This window comes from Bradyrhizobium sp. (assembly GCF_049691595.1).
Taxonomy (GTDB): Bacteria; Pseudomonadota; Alphaproteobacteria; order Rhizobiales; family Xanthobacteraceae; genus Bradyrhizobium.
Map to the genome: position 1 here is coordinate 1 of NZ_JBAVNZ010000113.1, position 1,678 is coordinate 1,678.

General features: G+C 62.9%; 3 protein-coding genes. 2 read left to right on the top strand and 1 reads right to left on the bottom strand.

Annotated elements, in window-relative coordinates:
* The coding region (locus tag WCE35_RS05215) for a 3'(2'),5'-bisphosphate nucleotidase CysQ family protein (protein WP_424592278.1) at window positions 1–455 on the bottom strand (455 nt) is incomplete at its 3' end.
* Between the two features lie 139 nt (window positions 456–594).
* On the opposite strand from WCE35_RS05215, the gene chpT reads away from it, so the two are divergent.
* Entirely contained in the window at window positions 595–1,242 is a 648-nt protein-coding gene (chpT, locus tag WCE35_RS05220; protein WP_424592279.1) for a histidine phosphotransferase ChpT, read from the top strand.
* Between the two features lie 189 nt (window positions 1,243–1,431).
* On the top strand, window positions 1,432–1,678 hold a 247-nt coding region (locus WCE35_RS05225; RefSeq protein WP_424592280.1), incomplete at its 3' end, for an Hpt domain-containing protein.

Sequence of the window (1,678 nt, forward strand, 5' to 3'; positions counted from 1 at the left end):
CCATCGCGCAGCGTCAGCCGTTCGGCGCCCCGGCCGACCACGCCGCGCCAGATCAGGCCGAGCGCGGGCGCGCCGATCATGCCAAGCAGCGGCACGCCGTTGGTCACCAGCGCGACATTGACCGTGAACTCACCGCGGCCGGCGACGAATTCCTTGGTGCCGTCGAGCGGGTCGATCAGGAAAAAGCTCCCTTTATGGGATCGCTTGGCGATATGCGCGCGCTCTTCCGACAGCGAATCCAGCTCCGGGGCGAGCCGCGCCAGGCCGTCGCCGAGGACGCGGTCGGCAGCGAGGTCCGCTTCCGTCACCGGCGATCCGTCGCGCTTCTCGTCCACCTTCATGGCGGAACGGTTGACGGCAAGGATGGCCGTGCCGGCCTGGATCACCAGATCGGTCAGGGGGTCGATCAGCGCGGCCGCGGCGTCGCGATCGATCACGGGATCTGCCTTATTCATAGGCGGGTTTCATAGGCTGTTCGGGTTCCCTTGTCATTGCCGTCCCGTGCTGGCAGCCTGCGCTTCCGCAGTGTATCAAGCCAGCCAGCATGCGTGATTCGCTCAAGGCCCGCGCCGTGCGGCTTCGCAGGAACATCTTATGTCTGGTATTTCGTCTCCCGGTCCCGCTCCCGATGCCCTCGAATTGGCGGCGCTGCTGTGTTCGCGCGTTTGTCATGATCTCATCAGTCCGGTTGGCGCGATCGTCAATGGGCTCGAGGTCCTTGACGACAATCCGAAGCCCGAAGATCGCGATTTCGCACTCGATCTGATCCGCAAGAGCGCCAGGGTCGCGTCCGCGCGCCTGCAGTTCTGCCGGCTCGCATTCGGCGCGGCCGGATCGTCCGGCGCGCAGATCGATCTCGGCGACGCGCAGAACGTGGCGAAGGGTCATATCGAAGACGGCAAGGTCACGCTGACCTGGAATCTGCCGCGGCTGTTGCTGCCGAAGAACCGGGTCAAGCTGCTCTTGAACATGCTGATGATCGCGCAACAGACGATCCCGCGCGGCGGCACGCTTGCGATCGATCCGATCGGCGACGGTGAGACGATGAGCTTTCGCGTCAGCGCCGCCGGCCTCAATGCCCGCCTGCCGCAAAATATCGCCGACCTCTTGAGCGCGAGTTCGACGGCTTCCGCCGATGCGCATGCGGTACAGCCTTACTATACGCGGCTGTTGGCGCAGGCCTGCGGGCTGAACGTAACGCTTGCTTCGGAAGGCGAAACGGTGATCGTCACCGCTTCCTAAAGGCGCGGCGGTCATCATGGTTAACCAACGGTTACATCCTGCCGCCGGACTTGATGAGCCCGTCTTATCTCTTTGTTGATCTCGTTCTTTTCCAATTGCTCAACCAATATTAAACGCTTTGCATAGAAGCTGGCCGAGTTCGGTAAGGCGCGTCGATGTCGCGTGCCACGGCGTTCGAAGGCCAGTTTCATGGACGATCTTTTGCGCGAGTTTCTGACCGAGACCAACGAGAGCCTGGATACGGTCGACAATCAGCTGGTTCGGTTTGAGCAGGATCCGAACAACGCCAGGATCCTGGATAACATTTTCAGGCTGGTGCACACCATCAAGGGGACCTGCGGCTTTCTCGGGCTGCCGCGGCTGGAAGCGCTGGCGCATGCCGGCGAGACCTTGATGGGCAAGTTCCGCGACGGCATGCCGGTGACGGCGGAGGCGG

What these genes read in the sequence shown, in the direction of transcription:
- chpT (WP_424592279.1), top strand. Translation starts at nt 595, where the DNA reads ATGTCTGGTATTTCGTCTCCCGGTCCCGCTCCCGATGCCCTCGAATTG.